Source organism: Qipengyuania sp. JB2-7 (assembly GCF_055693485.1).
Genome location: NZ_CM146335.1, coordinates 357,662 through 379,665, shown reverse-complemented (window position 1 = coordinate 379,665; position 22,004 = coordinate 357,662). Strand labels below are relative to the sequence as shown.

Genomic DNA, 22,004 nt, shown 5'->3' with positions numbered 1-22,004 from the left:
GTGGCACCGCAGGTCAGCCAGTTTCTCATGAGTTCGCTCGTTACCGACGGCCAATGCATCGCATTTACATTTGACCAGAACGGCAACCGGGCGACGCAATCTGCCAGCCAAGTCGACTCCGCTCAGACATTGTGGGGCGCAGGTTCCTTTGGGTGCTTCGCTTGGCAGCCTTGATGTATCTGAGCGTTCATTTGACAGTTTGCTCTGTCTCGGAGGGCAATAACCAGTGATTTTTCGGTTGGGTTTCGTAGTGATCTCAAGTCTATCGAGCGTCGCGCGTTTTCTATTCCAAGCCATCGCACTATTGGGCTTGATGTTTTCTGCGACTGCGCAGGCGCAGGACGAGGTGGAGCCAATCGGCTGGTACACTGCGACCAACCAATACGTTGTGTTCGATACGCCCTACGAGGCCTGCGAAGCGCAGTGGCGCAGATACATGGACAATGGTTACAGTCGGTTCATCGGGTCAGTGCCGTATGAAGATGATTGGCGTCGTCATAGCTGCAAATGGACTAGCTTTCAGTATTTATGCCCCGAAGAAACCGGCGCAGGTCTGAACTGCGGAACAATTCTTCCCAGTTATGTAGTTATTCGCTGTCCCAGCGGCAGTACTCCTACCGTTGATGGTTATTGCAGAACTAGTCCGTCACGCGAAGGCGAGATTTGCATTTGTGATGAGGATGGCAAGCTCAACCCGGCTGTTGGCAATCCCATCATTCTGTCCACCGGTGCAAAGGCGCTTGAGGCATCTGACTATGCGAGCGCCGACGGTCAATTTACGATTGGACGTCAGTATCGCAGCTTCCAAGTCGGCAAACGTATACAAGGCAACGTCTTGCCCCGCTCGACTCAGCGAGGACTGCTCAACGGATGGAATTTCAACTTCAACCGCGAGATTCAGCTTGGGGTTACATCAGGTTCTCCATCGAACCCCGATGCGACAGTTGCGATACTTTTGCCAGACGGAACTGGCTACGGATTTAAGCTGAACTCTAGCGGAGACTGGATTGAAGATACCTCGGGCGGCCCCGTGCGCTCATATGGCAAGCTCAAGCTTGAGTTTGTGGGTGCTCTGCCGCCAAATCTTTCAGACTTAAGAACTACTCAGACCACATGGCAGCTCACCGATGCGGACGATACGGTCTGGACGCTTGTGACGCAAAACGGTGCGAATGGCGGTCCATATCTGAGGGGGTGGCAAACTGCCATGGTGGCCCGGGACGGGTACACGCAGACGTTCACTTACGATAGCGACAGCAGCTTGGTTTCGATGACCGACAGCTTCGGACGTAGCGCTTCATTTGTCTGGCACAAATATGATATTTCGACACTTAGCAACCCGCCAGCAGGGGCGAGCCCGATACCATCGTCGATCAAGTCAATCAACCTGCCAGATGGAACTTCGCTCGACTACAATGTTGGCCTCAAAGTTGTTGGCGACGGGAGCACGCCCATCGGGACACGCAAGTTCACCGGAGGGTCTTCTGTTGGCGGGCCGAGCAATGGTGTGGGTTATCGAATTGTCAGATATGCGGGACACCCTTACTTGGCTTCGGTACAGCGGCGTGATGCGAACGGAGATGTTCTCGACTCTGTCACCTATCTGCATGAAGATGAGAAGTTTCCAAAGCTTCTAACCGGTGTCGTCGATCATCGCGGCGTGCGCGTAAGCAAGTACGTATATGACAGCAAAGCGCGGGTGGTCTCAAGCGAGGGTGCCGATCGTACCAATCTCCACACGGTCCAATATGGGTATGCCGGTAGTACGCGTACCCGCAATGTGACTACGCCTCTGGGCAAACAAGAGAACTTCGCGTTTTCCCCGCACTCAGGGGGTTACCGGCTTTCCTCAATTGCAGGCCAAGCGAGCGCCGAGACCCCGGCGAGTACGACATCGATCAGCTATGGCGGCGGGACTTTCATTGCCAGTCAGACTGATGCCGAGGGCAACCTAGTCACCACCACGCGCGACAGCCGCGGACGCCCTTTGTCGATTGTCGAAGGCTCCGGCACACCCGAAGCGCGACCAACGACGATCACGTGGCATCCGACTTACAATGTTGCGACACAAATCGTTCGCGATGGTCTGACCGAAACGCGCAGCTATGACGCGCAAGGTCGCCTGCAGTCGGTCACGCATACTGATACGACCACGCACTCGGTGCCATATTCGACCAACGGACAAACCCGCACCTTGACCTATAGCTGGGACGCCAATGGTCGGCTGCTATCGGTGAACGGGCCACTGGCACCGAACGGCCAGGGCGAGGATGACATAGCCACTTTCACTTACGATGCAGCGGGTAATCTCCTGACCAGCACAAACGGCCTGGGGCATGTCACGACATATGGAGGATATGACGCTAATGGTCGCCCCGGAACGATGACCGATGCTAATGGTCAGGTTACATCATACGCATATGACGAACTCGACCAGTGCGACCAGCGTAACAGTTGAGCATCCAACGAATCCGGCGCTCAACGCAGTCACGACAATGACATACGATGCGATTGGTCAACTCACGCAGATCACACTGCCCGCCACTGATCCGCTCAATATGGATTACGATGATGCGGGTCGTGTTATCGCCATCCACACCGCAAGTGGCGAGAGAATGGACTATGTCTATGACACGGCGGGCAATGTCACGCGTGAGACAACACTGCGTGGCGACGGGTCAACTGCCAGATACATCGCGCGCAGGTTTGACGAGTTGGGTCGACTGATCCGCGAGACGACCGGCCTGCGCAAAACCTCTCGTCTCGCTTACGACAAGGTCGGCAATATTACTTCATCTATAACCCCTGCTGGTAATGAGACCACAGCTGCCTTCGACGCGCTGGATCGTTTGGTCAGTACTGTTGCGCCTGATGGCGGCAGCAGCGCGATGGCCTATGACGACCGCGACAATATGGTTGGCTATACTGATCCGATCTCGGTCGCGACCCAGTTTGTCCATAACGGCTTTGGAGAGGTTATTCAGGAAGTCTCCCCAGATCGCGGCACGAACACCTACTCCTATGATGCTGCTGGCCGCATGATCCAATCGGCGGATGGCCGCGGACAAGTGATCGACTACACCTATGATGTGCTGGGACGGATTGTGAGTAAGGCGCCGGAAGGTCGACCTGCCTCTGAAATCATCACCTATGCCTATGATACGGGCGGCCTCCCCGGTTCCTACTCCATCGGACGCCTTACCAGCATGATCGATGGCACAGGCACGACTCTGTTTGCATACGATCATCGCGGCAATCTGACCGCAAAGCAGCAAAGCATCGGGTCCAGCGCCACTGCGCAGCTTGAATATACCTATGATCTCGCGGACCGGATCACGCAGATCACCTATCCCTCCGGGCGTCAGGTGCAATATGGATATGACAGCAAGGGGCGCGTGGCGAGCGTGCAGACGCGTGCCTCCGCGTCCATCCCGACCTGGACGTTTGTATCAAGTAATTATGGCTACGAGCCCTTTGGCCCTGTGGCGTCGGTGCAGCTGGGCAATGGCCTGGCGGTCGCCAATGATCGCGGCAATGACGGGCGGCTGGCATCGCGGCGGCTCTATCGCGTCTCTGACGACACCAGCTACTCGCACCTGACCTATCGCTATACGGCGGAAGACAATATCGGCGGGATCACCGATGAGCTTGATCCGTCCAGGTCTCAGCTGATGGGGTATGATGCGAATGGGCGGCTGAACTTATCAGTGATGGCTGGCCCGGCAAGCAACGACAATCACGCCTATAGCTATACGTCTGGCACGAACCAGCTGGCCTCGTTCACGCAAAATGCGGGCACGCGCAGTTACACCTATGACGGGCGCGGCAATATGCTCAGCGAGAGCCGCCCCGGCGGGGTTACGGTTGCGGCGGGCTATGATGGCTATGGTCGGCTGATCAGCTATGACCGCTCTAACGTCGGCGCGCAGAGCTACGTCTATAACGGCCTCGATGTCCGGGTATCGATGACCAAGCCCACCACGGGCACGCGGCACTTTGTCTATGATGCTGGTGGCCGGGTAATCGGAGAATATGGTGGCTCAGCGGGTGATGTATGGGCGGAGTTTATCTGGGCCTTGCCAGAGGTTGGTGCGGGGACTGGCACGTATGGCGGCGATGATGGTCTGGGTGGCTATATGCCGCTGGCGGTCGCAACGCCTGATGTAAACGCCAATATCCAGCTGATCTGGGTCCATGGCAATCATCTGGGCGTGCCCACTGTGGTCAGCGATGATCAGGGCAACACCGTGCCGCTGTCTGGCGATTATCAGCTCCCCGGCTTTCCGGGCCAGAGCCGCATCTTCTCGGACCTCTATTACAACCGCTACCGCGACTACGACCCCGTCACCGGCCGCTATATCCAAGCCGATCCTATCGGCCTTGGTGGAGGCGCCAACAGCTACGTCTATGCTCTCAACAATCCGGTCAATATGATCGATCCGGATGGGCTGTCTCCACTGGATTGGCTCGGACACGGACAGTTTGCGCCGATCGCAGGGGTCGGTGACGCACTCGGAGAGATCAATGCCCGCAATGCTGGCTATGATCCCAACGGAATATTCTGCATCGATCCGTGGGACGTGGGATTGTTTGCGCTGGGCGTGGGGCCGGGTGGTAAGTTAGGCGGAGAAGCCTTGAAGGGGGTTGGAAAGGCGATTGCTCGTAGTCGTGCAAAGCGGCGCGCGGCTCGCCAAGCGAAGAGAAACGCTAGACCTCAGATACCTACGTCGAGGTCAGGCAAGAATACTTCTGACGGCTGAGGTGGTCCTCGCGGACAGGCGGTAGACGGAGCGGACGGTCGTCCATCTGGAGTGGCAGACGGAACCCTCGATAGAAATAATGGGCCTGGCCATCCAGCTGGAATGGAGGCTGGCCGACTAAAGGAGAAGGAGCCTTTCGGTCGGTATGGACAGCCAAAGCTCAAGAACAACGGTAAGGGTAAGGCGAACATCAATGACTGAGCAGCACAGCAATTCAGACATCGAAATCCTTGACCGTATAAACCGTCAATCGAAGCTCGTCAGAGCGAGATCGTTGCGCGAAATGGCCGAGTCTCTTCCAAATGGTGTTTCTGACAACATGCGCCTTCTTAATGACGCAGAATCAATCGCAGTAAAACGCCTAGCGTCATACAAGTACCTTGATTTCCCAAAGGCTTTAAGAGGAGAGTCTACTCAAGGATTTATCCCAATCGGAGCTGCAATTGAAGGAAGTGCAGTCCACCGTTTCTTGAGTTCTCAGCAGTTAAACGAAGTTCTTGTTCTTTTTGAGCCATGGGTATCACGAGGCGTTGCTCTACTTTCATCCGAATTATTGTGTAAAAAATGGTGGGCGATTTTGGGGTCATGTGACTACTCACTCAAAGTATACGATCTTGATTTTTCAAAATCGTGCATCGTTGATAGTGACGACAGCGACAAGTCAATCGAATACAGAATCGCATTTTAGCTCTCTTTGGCAGCGCTGAACTAGTTATCGGTCAACTAAGAATTTTGGAATGGGATCGAACGATTATCGGGAGTTTTTCATGATTGTTTCTAGACATTTTGTTTTTTTGTTTTTGCCTCTGCTTGCCATTCCATCATCACCTGCCCTAGCTGAATGCCCCGTCCCTCACGTACTCAGCAATGGCGAAGTTGCTGACGCCACAGAGGTAATGGATAACTTCAATGCGGTGGCTCAGTGTGCGGATGACGCGGCGGACAACTCGGTCAAGCAATCGGGCGCGCCGCAGGCCGGTGAAGTCGCGGTATTTAGCGCTGACAAAGTCGTTACTGGAGGGAACCTCACTGGTGACGTGACCACATCTGGAGGCACTGCAACTACACTTGCTGATACCGGCGTAGTAGCTGGCAGCTATATTAACCCAAATATCTCTGTTGATTCCAAGGGTCGCATAACCGCCGCGACAAGCGGAACTGGCGGCGGCGGCGGGGGCACTGGTATTATTAGCGCGCGCGTTTCTATGTCTGGCTCGCAAACCCTGGCGACGTCTACGCATGACACGGTCGAATTTAATAATTTAGAGTTCTCCGGGCTGCCGGGCCTATGGGGCGGCTCCTCGAACTACTCGTTCGTTATTCCCTCTGGTGTCAATCGTGCTGAGATCGTGGCATCTACCGGTGTCTCTGGAGATCATACAGGAAGCTTTTCAGTCTCAATACGTAAGAATGGCGGGACTATAGCCCGGCAAGGCGGTAACGATTATTACAGTACTGCTATCGTATCCACAGGGGTAATTGCTGTCGTTCCCGGTGATGCATTTAGGGTGAGCGCTTGGAGCGCCCAACCGAAGACATTGGGCAGCAATAGCTGGGGCAAGCCATATCTGTCGATCAAGGTTTGGAATGAATAGCCAAAGCAAGCCGAGTTTTGAATCGCAGCGCTTGGATCTTTCAGTTAGCTTCCTAAAGCTTGAAAGGGTCGATTCGGGGACATCCAATTAGCGACGAGCTAAACAGCACAACATTGTTTACCGGCCTTACGCGGTACGCAAATGTTCGCTGGTGTCACCTATACATTCTTCATCATCAATGTGGTGATTACGGTTGAGCTGTTTCTGATCTTCCGCTCTTGGTGGATCTTGCTTGTTGCGTTGGTGCTGCACGGGATTGGCGCTTTGCTGTGTCTGCGCGAACCGCGTTTCTTCGACCTTTGGATCACACGCGTGCGCACCTGCCCACGTATCAAGAATTACAATCTGTGGCGATGCAACTCCTACCGGCCCTGACCCGTGATAGACGCGTGATGGCGCGCGAGGCTCCGGTTGGAGCACACCTGCCATATGCGCGGCATCTGGATGATGTGACGATTGAAACGCGCGATGGTTTGTTAATGCAGACTATCCGGGTTGGCGGTTTGTTGTTTGAAACTGCTGATAGTGATGAACTCAATTATCGCGCCGAGCTACGCGATGCGATGCTGCGCGCGCTGGGGTCATCGCGCTATGCGCTCTACCATCATGTGGTGCGGCGACGGGCGGAGACGTCGCTTGATGCGGATTGGCCCGATGCTTTTTCGAAGAAGCTCGATGAGCGCTGGCGCACACGGTTGGGGCGTAAAGAACTCTACGTCAACGAGCTGTTTCTGACGATTGTTCGCAGACCCACCCAAGGGCGGATGGGTTTTACGGATAGGCTGCGCGGCTTCTTTGCCAAATCGACTGGCGGCAATGCCGCGCATATCGCGGTCGAGAAGCATGCGCTGGACAATGCGCGCGAGGCGCTGGTTGCGGCGCTGGGGCGCTATGATCCGCATGTGCTCTCACGCTATGAAAGCAGCGATGGCGTACGATCAGAGCCGCTCGAGTTTCTCTCCTATCTCTTCAATGCTGATATGAGTCCGGTTGTCACCCCGCATGGCGATCTGGGTCACCATATTCCAGCGCGGCGGGTGAGCTTTGGCCAAGACACCGTTGAGCTTGCGCCCAACGGCAATTTAGGTCGCCGGTTCGTGGCGCTGGTATCGATCAAGGATTGGCCGAACCGGACCATGCCGGGCATGTTTGATGAGCTGTATCGGCTACCGTTTGAGCTTAATGTCAGCCAGAGCTTTGCGTTTGTGGAACGCCGCGAGGCGCTCGGCAAAATGAACCTGGCGCTGCGGCGCATGCAGTCAGCCGAAGACGAAGCACTGTCGCTGCGCGATGAGCTGGCGGTGGCCAAGGATGAAGTGGCGGCGGGTCGCGCGGGCTTTGGCGAGCATCACACGACGGTTGCTGTGCATGCCGATAGCCTCAAGCAATTGGATACCAATGTTGCTGAGGTGATCGCATTGATGGCAGACCTTGGCATTAATGCGGTGCGCGAGGACATCGCGTTGGAGCCAACATTTTGGGCACAGTTTCCGGGGAACTTCCGGTATATCGCGAGGCGCGGTCTGGTTTCGACGACCAATTTCGCGGGGCTGGCCAGCCTGCACAACTTCCCGGTTGGTCGCGAGCGCGCCAATCATTGGGGCGACGCCGTTACCCTGTTTGAGACAACTGCTGCAGGTCCCTATTTCTTCAATTTCCACCAGAAGGATTTGGGCAATTTCACGGTGATTGGCCCGTCGGGTTCTGGCAAGACCGTGGTCCTAGGCTTTCTGCTTGCGCAGGCGCGCAAATATCGCCCGCGTACTATTTTCTTCGACAAAGATCGGGGCGCTGAACTGTTTATCCGCGCCATTGGCGGCTCTTATGATCGCTTGTGCCCTGGCGAGGCTTCCGGGCTTAATCCGCTCCAGCTTGACGACACGCCCGCGAACCGAGCCTTCTTGATCGAATGGCTGCAATTGCTGGCCGGAGGCGCTGACGGAGACGAGCTCGACCGTATTCGTGATGCGATTGAGACCAATTTTCACCAGCCTAAAGCGCGTCGTCGCTTGCGTTATCTGGTCGAGCTATTCCGCGGTGGTGATCGCCCGCGCATTGGTGATTTGTATGCGCGGATGAAACCGTGGTGGGGTGATGGTGAGCGTGCGTGGCTGTTCGACAATGAAGTCGACACAACCGATCTTTCTCAAGAAACAGTCGGCTTCGATATGACCGCGATCCTTGACGATCCGGCTTTGCGGACCCCGGCTATGCTCTATTTCTTCCACCGGGTTGAGCAGCGATTGGATGGTACGCCCGCGATCATTGTGGTCGATGAGGGATGGAAGGCGCTCGACGATGATATTTTCGTTCGGCGCATTCGCGATTGGGAAAAGACGATCCGCAAGAAAAACGGGATTGTCGGCTTTGCCACACAAAGCGCGCAGGATGCGCTCGAAAGCACGATTGCGAGTGCTATCATTGAGCAGGCGGCAACCCAGATATTTATGATCAATCCAAAAGCGCGTGCTGAGGATTACATAAATGGCTTTGGGCTTTCGAAGCATGAGTATGACCTGAGTGCGCACATTGCCTGACAGTTCGCATTGCTTCTTAATCCGCCATGGCAACGAAAGCGTGGTCGCCCGGCTTGATCTCACTGGCGAGCAGGAATTGCTGACGATCCTCTCCGGACGCGAGGCGACCGTGCGGCTCTACGACGAGCTGGTTGTGGAAACCGGCGATGATCCGGCCAAATGGATGAAGCCTCTACTAGAAAGAGCCGCCTAGATGGCGTGCCCGCAAATCTTGACTGGCAGTGAGTTTTTGCCACGCGCGTTGGAGCACATAGATTGCCAATCGCGTGCATTGGGCACGTTCGGCTATCAGTCGCTCGCAGAACCGGGATCGCTCGCCGCGACCGTGATGACCGGTCTGCTCACACTCTTTATTGCGCTGTTTGCACTTCGGCTGCTCTTCGGGCCGTCTCCAGGCGCTCGCGATACAGTCTATGATGTCCTGAAAATCGGAATTGTGTTGACGCTGGCCTTTTCCTGGCCCGCCTGGAAAGTGCTGGTACATGACGTGGTTTTGGATGGGCCAGCGCAGATTGCAGCAGCAATTGCCTCGCCTTCGATCGGCGAGGTAGGCCAGAGCTTTACCCAGCGCTTGCAAGCGACCGATAGCGCGCTGGTTGAACTGACCGAAATTGGCACCGTACCGTAACAATGGCGCGCTCATTGAAGGCGATAGTTTGGGCGGAACGTTTGCTGGCAGCGCGCTGCGTGATGAGAACGCCTTTGGGTCGGCAAGGCTGGTGTTTCTGGCAGGCGTAATCGCCTCGCTTGCTTTGCTCAGACTTGCCGCCGGCCTTTTGCTGGCGCTCGCGCCGCTGGCTGCGGGATTGCTGCTCTTCGGCGCAACACGGGGCCTCTTCTCAGGCTGGCTGCGCGGCTTAGTGTTGACTTTGGTGGGCACGCTTGGAGCGAGTATTGTTCTTGCCATTGAGATGGCGATACTCGGACCATGGCTGACCGACGTGTTGCGTGTCCGTGCGTTGGGGTATGCAACGCCCTCCGCCCCCATCGAACTGTTCGCGATGACCCTGGCTTTTGCCGCCGTGTTGGTTGGTATGGTCTGGCTGCTTGGCAAAGTCGCCTTCACACGCGGGTGGCAGGAGATGCGCGAGCTTGCCGTGTCGTTACCCAACCTGCCCGTACAAAGCTTTGGCGCACCGCAAACAGCAGTAGTAGCAGGTAATCGCGCCGAACGGATTTCGGGAAGCGTTGAAAGTGTTCTTCGGCGTGAAGAACAGACCAAGCTTAGACGCCTCGATTATGAGCGGGGCGCGGGCAGTAGCGGTGCGACCTCTGGACGGTCAGCAAAAATGCCCGCGTCATCGCAACCGCCGCGCCTTGGCAGCTCTTATCGCCGGACCAGTCAGCGCAGTTCGGGCGCCGCGCAGCAAAGGGATAGCCGATAGATGACCGCGCATGACAATATTGATCTTTCCGAGATCGAAGTGGCGGATAGTTGGGCGCAAAGCGTGACCGATGATCTGGAACGTTCGCGGCGTACCGCCTGGATTGTCGCCTGCGTATCGGCTGCGGTTGCGTTGCTGCTGGCAATCGCCTTAGTCATTTTATTGCCGCTCAAGACTGTCGAGCCTTACACGCTGCTTGTCGATCGCCAGACTGGCAATGTGGAAGCGCTGGCTCCGCTCGATGCCCAAACCGTCACCGCTGACAGTGCGCTAACGCGTTCCTTCCTCGTCCAATATGTGATTGCACGCGAGAGCTTCGATGCCGATAGCTTTGACCGCGACTATCAGAAGGTTGCGCTGTGGAGCGCCAGTGATGCGCGCCAGCGTTATGTCGGGTTGATGCAGGCCAATAGTCCTTTGAGCCCATTGGCTTATGTGCCGCGCGGCGGGACAATTCGTACAGAGATAAAAAGCGTTGCGTCATTGGGCACCGACCGCTCGCTAGTGCGGTTCCAAACGAAGCAGATTGATCCTGGCGCTCGTCCTCGACCGCCGCAGGATTGGCAGGCGGTGATCAATTTTGGCTATAGCGAAGCGCCGATGAGTGAAGCAGATCGCTTGCTTAATCCACTCGGGTTTCAAGTCACCCGCTACCGCCGCGATGCAGAGACCTTACCTGATCCAGCGCCAGCACAAGCGGCGGATACGCGAGCACCAATTCAGGAAGCGACCCCATGAGGCTGATTTTCGCCATTGCTTGCGCGATTGGGCTCAGTGCGCCTGTCGCTGCTCAGATTGTGCCTGAACCGTCACCGGATAATCCGCGCATTCAAACTGCGCGTTGGGAGCAAGGTCAGGAGATATTCCTTACTGCACTACCCGCAAGTGGATTGACGATTGTGCTGGAGCCAGGCGAGCAAATCACACGTGTTGAGCTTGATGATGGCAATGCCATTGCCGCGACTGTATCGGCGGAAAACGACGGCCTGCTGCTGGTGCCCAAACGCATTGGCGAGCTTGGCAGGGTCCGTGTGCAGACCGATCGACGCTTCTATGGCTTCTCCCTTCGTACTGGGCAGGATCTGATGGCAGCCTATGTCGTGCAGATGGACTTTGCCCCGCCATCCATGCCGTTGGACGTCGTTGCCCCAAGCGATCCGGTGAGCAACGAGCGTTGGCGCTATCACTTAAAAGGAGACCGCGAAGTGCGTCCCTTCGCAATCAGCGATAATGGTCAGCGCACAACAATCGAGTTCGCGCCCGACCAGGCGTTACCCGCTGTCTTTGGGATTGGCCCATCGGGCAAGGAACAGGTGGTCAATGGCCATATGCGCAGCGGTCAATTTGTGATTGATCGGGTGTGGGAACGGCTCGTCTTCCGCATCGATAAAGAAAAAGCCACGGCCCGCCGCAACAAAACACCGGAGCAGGCTGATGGCTAGCACTCTAACCGACGATACTCCGCAAGACATCCGCCCTGTGGTGGCCACAGGTGGCAACAACAATCTGGGACTATGGGCGTTTCTCGCGATTTTGCTGCTGGGCGGCGCGTGGTTGTTTACAGCGCTGAGCGCCAGCCGTGAGGCTGCAAACGCGCCGCGCGCCAGCTTGCCCGCGAGTGTGACCGGCAATCAGATCACTGCGCCAGATGCGCCGGCATTGCCACCGCGCTTTCTGGACCCCGAAGCGCAATTGGACCGTCGGGGTGTTGTACAGCCTAATGCACAAGGCGAAGCGCCTGCCTTGCGCAATCTCGCGCCTCCACCGCCTCCGGTGACTTACACTCCTCCACCGCAACAATTTGCGCCGGTCGCACCAGTGCCTGATCCTTTCACCGTGCAGGCCAGCCGGCCTGAGGTTGTCTTTGATCGCAGCAGAGCGGCGACGGCATTCGCCACGGACGAAGGTGAGGACGAAAGTGCGGACCGTATCTCCGCAGGCCGCCTTTCCAATCCATCTTTCACCGTTCCGCTGGGTACGATCATCCCCGCCGTCCTCGAAACCGCGTTTGACTCTACCCAGGCAGGGGGAGCCCGTGCGCTCGTGCAGCGTAACATCTACAGCTTTGATGGCAGCCACATCCTGATCCCACGCGGCAGCCGTTTGCATGGCGAGTATGAGGGACAATTAGAACGTGGACAGAACCGCGCCCTAATTCAATGGACACGCCTGATCCGGCCAGACGGAGTGACCATAGCGCTTGACTCGCCTGCTTCCGGACCGCTTGGCAAAGCAGGCGTTAAAGGCAAAGTGGACAGCAAATTCTTCCAACGCTTTGGCGGCGCGATACTGCAATCTGTGCTCGATATCGGCGTTGGCGTGGCAACCCGCGAAGCGACAGACGGCGTGATTGTGGCGCTCCCTGGCAGCACGCAAAACGTATCTCAAATCCAGCCGCAAGAGATACGGCCAACACTCAAAGTGAAGCATGGCACGAGCGTGTCGGTCTATGTCGCGCGCGATCTCGACTTTGCCAGCGTCGAGCGCTGAGGCGATGGAGGCGGGATACTACCTCGACTCCTTCTTGGCACCACTTGCGCCGTGGCTCGAGCGCGAGGATGTGACTGACATCTGGATCAATCAGCCGGGTGAAGTGTGGATTGAACGTCTGGGCGGTGGAACCGAGCGTTTCGAGGAACCATCGCTAACTGAGATTCTGCTGGAGCGGCTTGCCCGGCAAATTGCCGCCACCGGGGCTCAGGGTGTTAGCCGCGCGCAGCCATTGCTTGCGGCGAGCCTTCCTGATGGATCGCGCGTGCAAGTCGTCGCGCCACCTGCGACGCGCGGCGGGCATGCCTTCGCTATTCGCCGACATGTGTCGTCAGATTTGTCGCTCGCGGATTGGGTGGAAAGTGGCGCGCTGGATGGGCTGAAAGAAGGCCAATCACTGGCAAAAGATGAGCCGCAATGGCGCAGCGTTGCCGTTGAGAATGCCGAGGCAGCTCTGCGCAAGGCGGTGAAAAAACGGCAAAACGTCCTCGTCGCTGGCGGGACCTCAACCGGGAAAACGACCTTCCTCAACGCATTGCTCGCTGAGATACCTGAACATGAGCGGCTGATATTGATCGAGGATACCGAAGAGCTTAAACTCAAACACGCTAATGGAGTCGGTCTCCTCGCAGCACGCGGCAACCTGGCCGAAGCTGATGTCAGCGCGGAAGACCTGCTGATTGCCGCGCTACGCATGCGGTACGGACCGGATCATTCTGGGTGAGCTACGCGGGAATGAGGCATTCACCTTCCTGCGCGCCGTTAATACCGGCCATCCCGGTTCCATGACCACTATTCATGCAGATACACCGTCGCGTGCAATTGAGCAGCTAGCCTTGCTAGTTTTGCAGTCAGGGTCAAAGCTCTCGCGCGAGGACGTCAGGCATTACGTGCGCGAGAGCGTCGATGTGTTTGTGCAGCTGGAACGGCGCGAAGGGAAGCGCCAGGTCACCCAGTTGATGGTGCGGGAGAGCGGGCTGTGAGCGCTGCTCCTTTTTCAGCGAGCTCTGTCACACCCTTCGAAAGCTCGGTCGAATGGATTTCTGGAACGCTCTTGGGAAGCGTCGCGGTTGGCCTTTGCGTGCTCGCGGTGGCAATGATTGGCCTAATGATGCTGACGGGCCGTCTGCCTGTACGCATTGGCTTGCGGGTTGTGATCGGTTGCTTCGTGTTGCTTGGCGCGCCGATCATAGCTGCAGGCTTTAGTGCGAGTTGGTCAGGCCTATCCGAGCCTCAGCCAGCCGTGATCACGCCTGTGCAGATCGATCGCCCCGATCCGCGGGCAGACCTACCGCCCGCGCAGTACGATCCCTATGCAGGGGCTTCATTGAGGACGGATTGAGGCGAGCCGGCCATTTTGTTCATATCCATTTACGACCTTAGGAGCCAGCGCAGACTGCGTACGCTTTCGCCAAGCAACGTGCTTAGCGATTATGGCTGATATTGGGTCGTTTGCGGACTGTCCGCTTTTAAAGCTGCCAAGGGCGCTGACTCAATCCCTCAGCTCCACCCAAACCGGCGCATGGTCGCTCGCTTTTTCACGGCCGCGATGGTCCTTGTCGACCCCGGCTGCGGTTAGCCGGTCAGCGAGTTCAGGCGTCAGCAGCAGGTGATCGATACGAAACCCGTGATCGCGTTGCCAGGCACCTGCTTGATAGTCCCAATACGTCCAGATGCCGCCGCGTGGATTGAGAGTGTTGATGGCGTCGGTCCAGCCCTCGGTCAATAGCTGCTTATACGCGTTACGGCTCTCTGGCTGCATCAGCGCGTCACTGGCCATTGCCTTGGTCGCCCACACATCCTTGTCTTCAGGAATCACGTTGAAATCACCGACGACCGCCGCCGGTACTTCCTCTCTCCAGATCGCACCCATGCGCGCGCGCAATTTCTCCATCCAAGCGAGCTTGTAGTCAAACTTTGGCCCGGGATGCGGGTTTCCGTTGGGCAGATATATGCACACTACCCGCGTGGCGCTCCCCTCACGGACGACATCCACCTCAAGATAGCGAGCTTGCTCACCCTCACCCTCTTTCGGGCCGTCGATCCCAAGGCCGCGCTGGACTTCTTGAGGCGGTTCGTACCCGGCCTTGCCATCGGTTAGAATGGCAACGCCGTTAAATGCCTTCTGACCATGTGTAAGGACATGATAGCCAAGCTCTTCCAGCTCCGATGCGGGGAAATTCTCATCAACCGATTTGATTTCCTGAAGGCACGCGACTGACGATACGCGTTTCTTCCAACCACTCTTTCAGACGGGGAAGTCGCGCCTTAATGCCATTGATGTTGAACGTTGCGATTTTCAAACGCTTGCTGCCTTTGCCGTTCGGGCTGAGCCTGTCGAAGCCCCGCTCTTTCCAGAGCCACCGGGTGTGCAGAAAAACCGACCCTTCGACAAGCTCAGGGTGAACGGAAGCAAGAAAAACCTACTCAGAAGACCTCAAATCCCGAAGCTGGAGCCGCAGCCACACCCTGCCGCGGCTTGCGGGTTTTCAACGCGGAAGGCCGCACCACCCAGTGATTCTACAAAATCAACTACACTTCCCGCCACCAGATCGAGGCTAACCGGGTCCACGACCAGTTTCACCCCATCGGTTTCGCTGATCATGTCGTCATTATCAGCGGCGTCAGCCAGATCGAACTTGTATTGAAAACCAGAACATCCGCCACCCTCCACCGACAGCCGCAGAATAGCAGGCTTTGACTGTCGTTCAGCAATCCAGGCAACGCGTTTTGCCGCCGCATCAGTTAGGGTGAGCGTGTTGGTCATTGCACTGCGATGTAGGCGTGACTTACGTCCAGCTCAAGGTTTGCTTTGCAATCTACCTAGTCATTCGTGCCCTCTGCCCTTCCACCCGGAACCTGCTCGAGTAATCTCCAGGTGGAAGGGCAGAGGGCACGAATGACTAGACCTAAATCACCTTAAGTCTGAATGTATTCGCGCAGCGCCTCTGCCTCATGCTGAACCTCGTCAATTTTGCTCTTCACCAGATCACCGATGGAGATGAACGCGCACAATGCGCCACTATCAATCACCGGGAAATGGCGGAAGCGCCGCCTGGTCATCAGTGACAGAGCGTCATCAATTTTGGCTGTAGGCTCTACGCTCACGGTACCGGTGACGTCATGATCGCGCCGACTGTTTTTCCAAGGCATTGGTCACCATCGTCAGCCAGATGATAAATCACATCGCGTTCTGATAAAATGCCGACCACCTTGCCCGCATCCAAGACCGGCAGAGCGCCAATCCGTTTGCCCGCAAGCATCGAAACCGCTTCGCGCACCGGCGTATTTACATCGCATGCGATGATGTCTGATGAGGAACGATTGGCGATGATTTTGGCGATGGTCATGATCGGTGACTCCATTGACGTCTTGCAAAATATGCCATTTCGCATTTGAAAAAGCGAATCCGGTAACCACTTAGTCGGTTGCCAGCGCGTCGCGCGAGGCCCATTGGAGTGTGCATGGTCGAAAAATCCCCTTGGATGATTCGGAAACCGCCGCCTACGCGTGGGCGCGTTATCGGCGTATCATGCGGCTGATGCTGTTTATCACTATTGGCGTAGTCGCCATCGGGATTGCGATCCTGTATGATTCCGATGGCGCTGCTTCGATTCACTTCTACATCGCAACCGCGCTGGGCATTGGCTTCACGATGTTACTGACCAGCGCGTTGATGGGACTGGTATTCCTGTCGCATGGGACGGGTCATGATGCTTCGGTCGACAATCGCCTGCCAGATTCAGATGAGCTGTTTGGCGAAAAGAAGGATGATTGACGCCTGATTTAGGGTGCTTGCAGCCTGAATTCCTCGACCGGCTGCCCGCCGATCAAATGCTCCTCAATGATCCGGTCCAGCACGTCGGGGCTACACGAATGATACCAAACGCCGTCAGGCCAGACGACGGCAATTGGGCCCTTGCCACAGATCTGTAGGCAGTCGGCTTTTGATCGTTGCACACCGCCGCCAGCCCCTTTGGGGTGGTCAGCGGTTCGCTTCGGTCCCACCAGGCCACGTTCTTTCAGGCGGTTTTTAAGAAATTGCCATGCAGTTGCACCAGCTTCTGGCGAGCAACATTTCTGCTTTTCGGACAGTGCGCACAGGAAGATCTGGCGTTCGACGCCACTCTCTTTGCTCGTCGAACCGTAATGCCTGCCCAGCGCGGATTGCGCGGCGAGCAAATCAGTGTCGCTCATTGTTGCTCTGCGCCTTCATCCTCAGCCAGCCAGCGATCCAGCCAAGCGAAAACCGTATTGTGCCATTGCAGCGAGTTTTTCGCGCTGAGAACCCAGTGATTTTCATCGGGAAAGACCAGCAATTGTGAGGGGATGCCGCGTTCCTGCAGTGCCGTGAAGCTGGCAATGCCTTGGGTGTAGGGTACGCGGAAATCCTGTTCCCCGGTGATTACGAGCATTGGCGTTTGCCAATTGTCGACGTGATTGGCCGGGTTCCAGCGCTCATATTCGTCGGTTGCCTCGGTATACGAGCCGCCGAAATCCCATCTGGGGAACCACAATTCCTCGGTCACGTAGTAAAAGCTGCGCATGTCAAAAAGGCCATCATGCTGGACCAGACACTTGAAACGATCCGGCCACCTCCCAGCGATCCAATTGACCATATAGCCGCCATAGCTGGCGCCCATTGCGCAGGCGCGGGTCCCATCAATCTGCGGATCCAGCTCCAGAGCGGCGGCGAGGCCTTTCTGCAAATCTTCCAGCGGCTTACCACCCCAATCACGGTTGATCGCATCGGTGAATTCCTGCCCATATCCCGTGCTGCCGTGAAAATCGACGGAGATGACGGCATAGCCCTGGCTCGCGATAACGCGCGGGTTCCAGCGGCTCGACCATCCGTCGTTGAAGCTGCCCTGTGGCCCGCCATGGATGTACAGGATAGCTGGTATTGGTCCGTCGCGATCCTCCAACTTGGTGATCTGACCCCAAACGGTTTCGCCATTGGCTCCTGCAAAGCTAAACCGGCGAACGACGACCGAGGCGCGCTTGCCCAGTTCACTGCGTGCGACATCGGTTAGCGTACCGGGCCTGCCCCATACCATCTGAGAGATACAGTTCGTGCGGAGCGCCAATCGAATCTCGAGTGAACAGGAGACGATTGTCGCTGAGAGGTGTTACATTGCCGATATGGGCTTCGTTGCCAGCGATCAGATCGAGCCGTTCAACCGCGCCCGTGCGTGCGTCGATCTGGAAAGCAGGCGTATCGAGTACATCTTGAGCGGTTGCGATAATGTGGTGTGAGTCGGGCGTCCACGCTAGCGAGCCAAAACTGCGGTCAAAATCTTGCGTCAAAGCACGTGTTTTGCCCGTTTTGAGGTCGCGCAGGTGCACGACCAGCCGGTCGCTTTCATATCCGGCTCGCTCCATCGCAAGATAAGCGAGATAGCGCCCATCGGGGGATGGTGCTGGTCCGGTGTCGACCGCTGCATTGCCTTGGGTAAGGTTGCTTGGCGCATCACCGGAGAGGTCGGAAAACCAGATGTTGAAATCGGTCGAGGTTGGCTCGCTGGCTCCGGCCTGACGCGCGGTGAAATAGACCCCACTGCCATCTGACGCCCAAGCGATATCACTGCCACCGCCAAAGGGCCGGGTCGGTGTGTGGCCAGTCAGAGCGCCTTTGCCAGCTGGCCCGTCCAGCGCGATACCATTACCGGCAACCAAACCGTCGTTGAGATCAAAGACAAATACGCGATTATAGGAGCCGGGGCTGGTCCAGTGATCCCAGTGCCTTACGAATCCCTCATCGCCATCATAAAGCCGTCCAGAGCCAGGGCCGGGCAGGTGCTTTGCGCCATCATCTTCACAGCCAAATGTCGGGCAATCGCGCGCAATCTCGGCCCAGAGGGCAACCTTATCGCCTGCTGGTGCCAGCTTGAAGCCATCAATTCCCTTGCCATCCATATCGGCAATAATCATGGGCTCGCCCAGGTCTCCACTGTCGGTTACAGTGACTCGCCAAAGACGGGCGTAGCGCGGATCCCCCGGTTCATCTCCTCCGATGTCCGCCGAAAGGAAGTAAATCGCATCATCTGGCCCGAAGGCGAGAGAATGCACTTCCATATCAAAATTCAGAGGTATGGGTTGGCTGATCGAGGCGCCAATATCGAGCAGGAAATAGGCTGGATCCCGCTCATAGGTTTCGGGGTCTGTCTCAGTGACGCGATAAATCACCAGCTGTCCATCATTGCTGACAATGGGTGAGCCTAGCCGCGGCATCGTGATCAGATCTTCGGCGCTCATGGGCGACCGGACTTCAGCAGTGCGATCGTCCGCCAAGACAGGTGAAGAGGTCAGCGTAAACGCAGCGAAAAGCGCAGTCGCGCTCCGGGCAAGTATTCTCATGCGGATGATCTAGCGGTGCAACCGCCAAAAGTTAAGCAGGGTCAGCGCGATTATTCGCTGCGCTTGCCGGCGATACGCGCGATTTCTGCCTTCACAAGTTCTTCCACCATGTCGGGCAGGTTGGCGTCGAGCCATTCGGCCAGCATTGGACGCAGCATTTCACGCACCAGCCCCTCCAGCGATGTCTCACCGGAACGAACAATCTGCGGCTGCTTACTGGGTTTAGACAGCATGGCGAGCGCGGCGAAATTTTCCTGCATCGCGCTCCGGGTGGTTTCTGCGATTAGTGTTTCGGTGCTTTCCTCTTCAATGATGGGGTCAACATCATCAATGACGCTATCAACTCCATCAATCACGGCATCCTCATCAAGTTCAAGGATTTCCTCCGCCTCATCGGCGCTGGCCGGCTCGATGACTTCAGCGGCATTGTCGTCATCCGCCTTGCTTGCAACCAATCCAGCGCGTTCGCGGCGTTCGGCGATCATGCCGTCACGATTGTCGCGTGCGATCACTTTCTTAATGGAATCGAGGATTTCCTCAACCGAAGGTTCGCCTTCCTGCTGCATGCTTCTCAAAGTCTCCAATTGGCACCAACGCGAATCACGTTACGTGAAAAACTGTTTGGTTAACAGAGGGAAAAATGCGCAGGTCTGAGCTCCGCTGCAAGACTTTATTCGTCCAGCTGAGGGCCAATCAGAGATGTTGCCGCCGGAATATCGGCAGTTGAGCTGCTTTGCGCTTGCGGCTCTGGATCGCGGTCAAAGTCGAACCATTTGCCCCTTACGCGTTCATAATTGGTCATGGGGTCATACAATACGCCCTCGTCGCCGAGGCCCAGATCGCGTGCTTCTGCACGGCCCATAGCGGCCAGCAGGCTGAACCCGGCGACATAGGCGTTGCGCCGTGCTGTCACGAGTTGAACGCGGGCAGAAAGCAGTTCCTGCTCGGCGTTCAGCACGTCGAGAATTGAGCGATTGCCGATGCTGTTTTCTGCGCGCACGCCCTCAAGACTGAGTTCAGCCGCCTGCACTGCGGCGTTGGCGCTGTCGATGATCGCAAGAGACGCCTGCCAGCTGGAAAAGGACGAGCGCGTTTGCGCGATGACATTGCGCTCGGTAGCGATGACTTGCTCAAGCGCGGCGTTTTCGCGGGCAAAGGCCTGACGCTGTTGTGCCGCTGGCCGACCTCCCTGAAAAATGGGGACGGTCAACTGAACTCCGGCATTGGCCGTGGTTTCGCTTTGGGCGAAATCTGCCGCAATGGGGCCACCCAATGTGTCGAAATAGTTGTTGTATTGCCCGCGCACAAACAGCCCAAGCGTGGGCAAGCGACTTGCGCCGGCAACTTCGCTGTCAAAACCAGCGGCCTCTGCGCGTTCCTTTGCCGCGATCAAGTCCGGATTATGTTCCATCGCGCTCAGCACGGCATCGCCGACGCTTGCGGGAAGGTTTGGCAGCGGCGGCGGAGGCTCTAGTGATTCAGGGGTCTTGCCAACCAATTGCACATAGGTCTCGCGCGCGGCGATCAGGTTGGCCTGTGAGGTGCGTAGGTCGCTTTGAGCGACCGCAAGACGAGAGCGTGATTGCGCGACATCGGTGCGGGTCAGATCGCCAATTTCAAACCGGTCGCTGGTCGCCTCCAGGTTGATCATCAGCACATCGACCTGATTGGCGGACAGACCGACCAAGGCTTCGTTGCGCAGCACATCCATGTATGCCGCGACCACCTGACTGAAGACACCGCTTTCGGTTCCGCGCAGGTCGGCTTGCCCAGCCACAATGCGCTCTTCTGCAGCCTTAATCCCGTTCTTAGCCGCGCCACCCTGATAGACAGGTACATTCAGTTGGGGGCCGATCTGAAGCACGCGGCGGGGCGCAGTAAAGCTGTTCGGCGAAACTCTGAGAAATTCAATATACGTGGCGGTTGCGTCAATTGACGGGCGTGCCCGTGCGTTCTGGATCGGTAATTCTTCGTCGGTTGCACGCTGGTTGGCACGCGCAGCCAACAACGTCGGGTTATCAGTGTAGGCGCGCGTCAGTGCATCTTGCAGCGTGTCCGCCTGAGCGGGCGCAGCGAGGGAAAGCGCACTTGCTCCCAACAGAACGGCGGCCCCTCCCTTACGCATCAGAAGCTCCAGCTTTCCGTTTTGTCGAAGGCGCTGATCCGCGGCGCGCCAACATCGGCGACCGCGATCAAGGCAATGCCATTGGCTGTTGGGCGGCCAGTGGCAAGGCGTGTCACGCCATTTTCCACCAGGCCCGCCACGACGCGGCCTTGCGGGCTGAGGCGCTTGGCGAGCTTTGCGGGTAGCTCTTCAACCGCTCCATCAATCAGTAGCAGGCTGGCGTTCTTAATCTTTGCCTTGCCCGCTGCCCCGTCTGAGGCGTTAATCGTTTCGACGCTCGCCACAAGAGGACGGACAAGCTCAGCCAGATAGCCACTGCCTCCGCTTACAATCAGCACCGTATCATCTGACGCCGGGCGCGCTTCTGCGAGCAACATGCCGTGAAACAGAGGTGATGGCAGAGCGCCGCCGTCAGACAGGCGGATTGCGCGGTCCATATACGCCGTGCCGCGGGCACTTTCCGGCACAAAATTCTCACGCGCAACGATGCCCATGCGTTCGAGCACGAAAGGTTCATTGACTCCGCTGGTGCGCAGCTGGCTGTCGATCATCGCCTTGCGGGCGGCGGCAAAATCAATGGAAGCAGGGGAAAGTTCGGCTATCATCTTGTTCTCTTACGCAGTGTATTGCACAAGTAATACAGTCTTGCAACCTGATATGCAACGGTATGCGCTGCCTTAGGCGCAAGTGCCATTGCAGCCAAGCGCTTTGACCCTCAAGAGTTTTCCCGCCAAAGGGCTGTGGTAATTCTGCGA

Annotated in this window: 23 protein-coding genes and 2 pseudogenes; 15 read left to right on the top strand and 10 right to left on the bottom strand. The window is 57.0% G+C overall.

The window, feature by feature from the left end; all coding sequences use genetic code 11:
• Positions 1-226 precede the first annotated feature (226 nt).
• The 14 genes and pseudogenes from ACZ1GM_RS01815 (at position 227) to ACZ1GM_RS01750 (ending at position 14,109) form a co-directional block, all read left to right on the top strand.
• Positions 227-2,458 carry a hypothetical protein gene (locus ACZ1GM_RS01815; protein WP_472677502.1) on the top strand — a complete coding sequence of 744 codons (2,232 nt, stop codon included), beginning with the start codon at positions 227-229 and terminating at the stop codon, positions 2,456-2,458.
• Entirely contained in the window at positions 2,421-4,760 is a 2,340-nt protein-coding gene (locus ACZ1GM_RS01810) for an RHS repeat-associated core domain-containing protein (RefSeq protein WP_472677501.1), read from the top strand. The genes ACZ1GM_RS01815 and ACZ1GM_RS01810 overlap by 38 nt, the downstream gene beginning before the upstream one ends.
• Before the next feature lie 193 nt (positions 4,761-4,953).
• Positions 4,954-5,448 carry a hypothetical protein gene (locus tag ACZ1GM_RS01805; RefSeq protein WP_472677500.1) on the top strand — a complete coding sequence of 165 codons (495 nt, stop codon included), beginning with the start codon at positions 4,954-4,956 and terminating at the stop codon, positions 5,446-5,448.
• 49 nt (positions 5,449-5,497) lie between these two features.
• Positions 5,498-6,355: a hypothetical protein gene (locus ACZ1GM_RS01800; RefSeq protein WP_472677499.1), complete on the top strand. Its 858-nt coding sequence runs from the start codon at positions 5,498-5,500 to the stop codon at positions 6,353-6,355.
• Between the two features lie 141 nt (positions 6,356-6,496).
• Positions 6,497-6,730, top strand: a complete 234-nt coding sequence (locus tag ACZ1GM_RS01795) for a VirB3 family type IV secretion system protein (protein WP_472677498.1) — start codon at positions 6,497-6,499, stop codon at positions 6,728-6,730.
• Positions 6,709-9,085 (top strand): annotated as a pseudogene (locus tag ACZ1GM_RS01790) (VirB4 family type IV secretion/conjugal transfer ATPase). Before ACZ1GM_RS01795 ends, ACZ1GM_RS01790 begins: the two are co-directional and overlap by 22 nt.
• Positions 9,086-9,520, top strand: a complete 435-nt coding sequence (locus tag ACZ1GM_RS01785) for a type IV secretion system protein (protein WP_472677497.1) — start codon at positions 9,086-9,088, stop codon at positions 9,518-9,520. It begins immediately after the preceding pseudogene.
• A complete protein-coding gene (locus ACZ1GM_RS01780; RefSeq protein WP_472677496.1) occupies positions 9,504-10,277 on the top strand; it encodes a type IV secretion system protein in 774 nt (257 codons plus the stop codon). The genes ACZ1GM_RS01785 and ACZ1GM_RS01780 overlap by 17 nt, the downstream gene beginning before the upstream one ends.
• Positions 10,278-11,015 carry a VirB8 family type IV secretion system protein gene (locus ACZ1GM_RS01775; protein ID WP_472677495.1) on the top strand — a complete coding sequence of 246 codons (738 nt, stop codon included), beginning with the start codon at positions 10,278-10,280 and terminating at the stop codon, positions 11,013-11,015.
• Positions 11,012-11,719: a TrbG/VirB9 family P-type conjugative transfer protein gene (locus ACZ1GM_RS01770; RefSeq protein ID WP_472677494.1), complete on the top strand. Its 708-nt coding sequence runs from the start codon at positions 11,012-11,014 to the stop codon at positions 11,717-11,719. Before ACZ1GM_RS01775 ends, ACZ1GM_RS01770 begins: the two co-directional genes overlap by 4 nt.
• Positions 11,712-12,767 (top strand): TrbI/VirB10 family protein, encoded by a 1,056-nt coding sequence (locus ACZ1GM_RS01765; protein ID WP_472677493.1) that lies wholly within the window; start codon positions 11,712-11,714, stop codon positions 12,765-12,767. The genes ACZ1GM_RS01770 and ACZ1GM_RS01765 overlap by 8 nt, the downstream gene beginning before the upstream one ends.
• Positions 12,727-13,491, top strand: coding sequence for an ATPase, T2SS/T4P/T4SS family (locus tag ACZ1GM_RS01760; protein WP_472677492.1), 765 nt, complete (start codon positions 12,727-12,729; stop codon positions 13,489-13,491). Before ACZ1GM_RS01765 ends, ACZ1GM_RS01760 begins: the two co-directional genes overlap by 41 nt.
• The gene (locus ACZ1GM_RS01755) at positions 13,448-13,750 is read left to right on the top strand and encodes an ATPase, T2SS/T4P/T4SS family (protein WP_472677491.1); all 303 of its coding nucleotides are present in this window, start codon (positions 13,448-13,450) and stop codon (positions 13,748-13,750) included. Before ACZ1GM_RS01760 ends, ACZ1GM_RS01755 begins: the two co-directional genes overlap by 44 nt.
• On the top strand, positions 13,747-14,109 hold the full coding sequence (locus tag ACZ1GM_RS01750; protein ID WP_472677490.1) for a TrbC/VirB2 family protein: 363 nt from the start codon (positions 13,747-13,749) through the stop codon (positions 14,107-14,109). The genes ACZ1GM_RS01755 and ACZ1GM_RS01750 overlap by 4 nt, the downstream gene beginning before the upstream one ends.
• A 150-nt stretch (positions 14,110-14,259) precedes the next feature.
• On the opposite strand, the pseudogene xth reads toward ACZ1GM_RS01750, so the two are convergent.
• The 4 genes and pseudogenes from xth to ACZ1GM_RS01730 form a co-directional block, all read right to left on the bottom strand.
• Positions 14,260-15,070 (bottom strand): annotated as a pseudogene (xth, locus tag ACZ1GM_RS01745) (exodeoxyribonuclease III).
• Between the two features lie 134 nt (positions 15,071-15,204).
• Positions 15,205-15,534, bottom strand: a complete 330-nt coding sequence (gene erpA, locus ACZ1GM_RS01740) for an iron-sulfur cluster insertion protein ErpA (RefSeq protein ID WP_472677489.1) — start codon at positions 15,532-15,534, stop codon at positions 15,205-15,207.
• Positions 15,535-15,686: 152 nt separating this feature from the next.
• Complete coding sequence (locus tag ACZ1GM_RS01735; protein ID WP_472677488.1) at positions 15,687-15,875, bottom strand: CBS domain-containing protein; 189 nt, start codon at positions 15,873-15,875, stop codon at positions 15,687-15,689.
• The gene (locus ACZ1GM_RS01730) at positions 15,872-16,117 is read right to left on the bottom strand and encodes a CBS domain-containing protein (protein WP_472677487.1); all 246 of its coding nucleotides are present in this window, start codon (positions 16,115-16,117) and stop codon (positions 15,872-15,874) included. Before ACZ1GM_RS01730 ends, ACZ1GM_RS01735 begins: the two co-directional genes overlap by 4 nt.
• 131 nt (positions 16,118-16,248) lie before the next feature.
• On the opposite strand from ACZ1GM_RS01730, the gene ACZ1GM_RS01725 reads away from it, so the two are divergent.
• The gene (locus tag ACZ1GM_RS01725; RefSeq protein WP_472677486.1) at positions 16,249-16,545 is read left to right on the top strand and encodes a hypothetical protein; all 297 of its coding nucleotides are present in this window, start codon (positions 16,249-16,251) and stop codon (positions 16,543-16,545) included.
• A gap of 8 nt (positions 16,546-16,553) precedes the next feature.
• On the opposite strand, the gene ACZ1GM_RS01720 is transcribed toward ACZ1GM_RS01725, so the two are convergent.
• The 6 genes from ACZ1GM_RS01720 to ACZ1GM_RS01695 all read right to left on the bottom strand — a co-directional run bounded on the left by ACZ1GM_RS01720 (position 16,554) and on the right by ACZ1GM_RS01695 (position 21,854).
• Positions 16,554-16,964: a (2Fe-2S) ferredoxin domain-containing protein gene (locus ACZ1GM_RS01720; RefSeq protein ID WP_472677485.1), complete on the bottom strand. Its 411-nt coding sequence runs from the start codon at positions 16,962-16,964 to the stop codon at positions 16,554-16,556.
• The gene (locus ACZ1GM_RS01715) at positions 16,961-17,854 is read right to left on the bottom strand and encodes a S9 family peptidase (protein WP_472677484.1); all 894 of its coding nucleotides are present in this window, start codon (positions 17,852-17,854) and stop codon (positions 16,961-16,963) included. Before ACZ1GM_RS01715 ends, ACZ1GM_RS01720 begins: the two co-directional genes overlap by 4 nt.
• Positions 17,778-19,124 carry a TolB family protein gene (locus tag ACZ1GM_RS01710; protein WP_472677483.1) on the bottom strand — a complete coding sequence of 449 codons (1,347 nt, stop codon included), beginning with the start codon at positions 19,122-19,124 and terminating at the stop codon, positions 17,778-17,780. The genes ACZ1GM_RS01715 and ACZ1GM_RS01710 overlap by 77 nt, the downstream gene beginning before the upstream one ends.
• 50 nt (positions 19,125-19,174) lie before the next feature.
• Positions 19,175-19,690 carry a DUF2497 domain-containing protein gene (locus tag ACZ1GM_RS01705; protein WP_472677482.1) on the bottom strand — a complete coding sequence of 172 codons (516 nt, stop codon included), beginning with the start codon at positions 19,688-19,690 and terminating at the stop codon, positions 19,175-19,177.
• A gap of 104 nt (positions 19,691-19,794) precedes the next feature.
• Entirely contained in the window at positions 19,795-21,249 is a 1,455-nt protein-coding gene (locus ACZ1GM_RS01700; protein WP_472677481.1) for a TolC family outer membrane protein, read from the bottom strand.
• Positions 21,249-21,854 carry a protein-L-isoaspartate O-methyltransferase family protein gene (locus ACZ1GM_RS01695; RefSeq protein ID WP_472677480.1) on the bottom strand — a complete coding sequence of 202 codons (606 nt, stop codon included), beginning with the start codon at positions 21,852-21,854 and terminating at the stop codon, positions 21,249-21,251. Before ACZ1GM_RS01695 ends, ACZ1GM_RS01700 begins: the two co-directional genes overlap by 1 nt.
• Between the last annotated feature and the right edge of the window lie 150 nt (positions 21,855-22,004).

Bases quoted from the DNA above. Each gene is read 5' to 3' on its own strand.
- ACZ1GM_RS01765 (WP_472677493.1), top strand. From the start codon at position 11,712: ATGGCTAGCACTCTAACCGACGATACTCCGCAAGACATCCGCCCTGTG.
- ACZ1GM_RS01770 (WP_472677494.1), top strand. From the start codon at position 11,012: ATGAGGCTGATTTTCGCCATTGCTTGCGCGATTGGGCTCAGTGCGCCT.
- ACZ1GM_RS01775 (WP_472677495.1), top strand. From the start codon at position 10,278: ATGACCGCGCATGACAATATTGATCTTTCCGAGATCGAAGTGGCGGAT.
- ACZ1GM_RS01785 (WP_472677497.1), top strand. From the start codon at position 9,086: ATGGCGTGCCCGCAAATCTTGACTGGCAGTGAGTTTTTGCCACGCGCG.
- ACZ1GM_RS01695 (WP_472677480.1), bottom strand. From the start codon at position 21,854: ATGATAGCCGAACTTTCCCCTGCTTCCATTGATTTTGCCGCCGCCCGC.
- ACZ1GM_RS01720 (WP_472677485.1), bottom strand. From the start codon at position 16,964: ATGAGCGACACTGATTTGCTCGCCGCGCAATCCGCGCTGGGCAGGCAT.
- ACZ1GM_RS01800 (WP_472677499.1), top strand. From the start codon at position 5,498: ATGGGATCGAACGATTATCGGGAGTTTTTCATGATTGTTTCTAGACAT.
- ACZ1GM_RS01730 (WP_472677487.1), bottom strand. From the start codon at position 16,117: ATGACCATCGCCAAAATCATCGCCAATCGTTCCTCATCAGACATCATC.
- erpA (WP_472677489.1), bottom strand. From the start codon at position 15,534: ATGACCAACACGCTCACCCTAACTGATGCGGCGGCAAAACGCGTTGCC.
- ACZ1GM_RS01705 (WP_472677482.1), bottom strand. From the start codon at position 19,690: ATGCAGCAGGAAGGCGAACCTTCGGTTGAGGAAATCCTCGATTCCATT.
- ACZ1GM_RS01810 (WP_472677501.1), top strand. From the start codon at position 2,421: ATGACGAACTCGACCAGTGCGACCAGCGTAACAGTTGAGCATCCAACG.
- ACZ1GM_RS01805 (WP_472677500.1), top strand. From the start codon at position 4,954: ATGACTGAGCAGCACAGCAATTCAGACATCGAAATCCTTGACCGTATA.
- ACZ1GM_RS01795 (WP_472677498.1), top strand. From the start codon at position 6,497: ATGTTCGCTGGTGTCACCTATACATTCTTCATCATCAATGTGGTGATT.
- ACZ1GM_RS01700 (WP_472677481.1), bottom strand. From the start codon at position 21,249: ATGCGTAAGGGAGGGGCCGCCGTTCTGTTGGGAGCAAGTGCGCTTTCC.
- ACZ1GM_RS01710 (WP_472677483.1), bottom strand. From the start codon at position 19,124: ATGAGAATACTTGCCCGGAGCGCGACTGCGCTTTTCGCTGCGTTTACG.
- ACZ1GM_RS01760 (WP_472677492.1), top strand. From the start codon at position 12,727: ATGTCGCGCGCGATCTCGACTTTGCCAGCGTCGAGCGCTGAGGCGATG.